Annotated in this window: 1 protein-coding gene and 1 pseudogene; both read left to right on the top strand. The window is 42.0% G+C overall.

From position 1 onward, the window contains the following. Nucleotides 1-117: 117 nt before the first annotated feature. Nucleotides 118-264 (top strand): annotated as a pseudogene (locus BTO30_RS15635) (IS5/IS1182 family transposase); the annotation flags it as partial. Between the two features lie 108 nt (nt 265-372). Continuing rightward, nucleotides 373-1,260: IS21 family transposase (istA, locus tag BTO30_RS15630; protein ID WP_425429475.1), on the top strand; the 888-nt coding region annotated here is incomplete at its 3' end.

Below are 1,260 nucleotides of genomic sequence, written 5' to 3'. Positions count from 1 at the left end.
CAAACGAAAAGAACAGCATATGCTGTTCTTCAGACTGTAGACAAACTCGAAGAAATTCGAGTTTGTCTGCAGTCTTTTTGTTTTTTACAATAGAAATCAGACATTTTGGCTGAGGTGATAGAAAATGATGACGAGAAACAATCAGAACGAGACCAGCTAGAAGTGATTGCACTGGACCAGCTGGTGCCGCAGGACCACCTTGTGCGGAAGCTGGAGGCAGCGATTGATTTTTCCTTCATTTATCCATTGGTTGAAGATTTGTATGTATTTGTTAACCTAAAAGTGAGCCACCATCGCAATTGAAAAGTGAGCCACCTTTATATGAAAATAACCCTAACTTGTGAGAGTTAGGAGGATATAGAGGTGATTTCGTTGGAAAAGAAACAACAGGTGCTAATCGCCTTCCATCAGGAAGGTAAAAGCCAGAGAAGCATTGCAAAAGAGGTAGGCTTATCTAGGAACACAGTCAAGCGCTACATTGAGGAAGATCTGGAGAGCCGAAAAAAAGATATTCGGAATTTACCGGTGACCGACAACTACATAGCACCGCCATCGTATAAAAAACGAAATGGACAAAAACGGGCTTTGACGAACACAGTCGTGAAACAAATACGAAAAATGTTAAAAGAAAATGAGCACAAGCGTCAGAATCAGATGCACAAGCAACAGCTAAAAATAGTGGACATACATGAGAAACTGTTGGACAAAGGGTTCAATATCAGCTATACCACAGTGAGGAACTTTGTGAACCGTGAAGAAGCTCGCAAAAAAGAAGTTTTCATTCGGCAAAAAGCAATCGCAGGCCGGGAAATTGAGTTTGATTGTGGCGAAGTGAAGTTATGTATTGATCAGTCATGGCGTACTCTTTCTATGGCCGTTTTTACCTTGCCCTATAGCAACTGGCGTTTTGCTTATCTGTATGAATCGGAAACCATGGTTTGTGTGCAGGATGCCCACACAAAATGTATAGCTTCCCTGCAATTTGTGCCAGAGGTTTTTACGTATGACAATATGCGCACAGTCGTGAAAAACTTTATTGGAACAGAACGGGAAGTTACAGAGGGTATGAAAAATGTGTCCCTGCATTATCATTTTAAGATTAGGCTCTGCCAGCCCCGCAAAGGAAACGAAAAAGGGCATGTAGAGCGAAGTGTGGAGTATATTCGGCGTAAAGCCTTTGCCCACCAGGATTCATTTTTAGATTTAGAGGCAGCTCAGGCTTATTTGACGGAGACCGTCAATAAACTAAATGCGCACAAG

Source organism: Domibacillus antri (genome assembly GCF_001936625.1).
Taxonomy (GTDB): domain Bacteria; phylum Bacillota; class Bacilli; order Bacillales; family Domibacillaceae; genus Domibacillus; species Domibacillus antri.
Note: the sequence above shows the minus strand (reverse complement) of the source record. Positions and strands in the feature narration are given on the sequence as shown.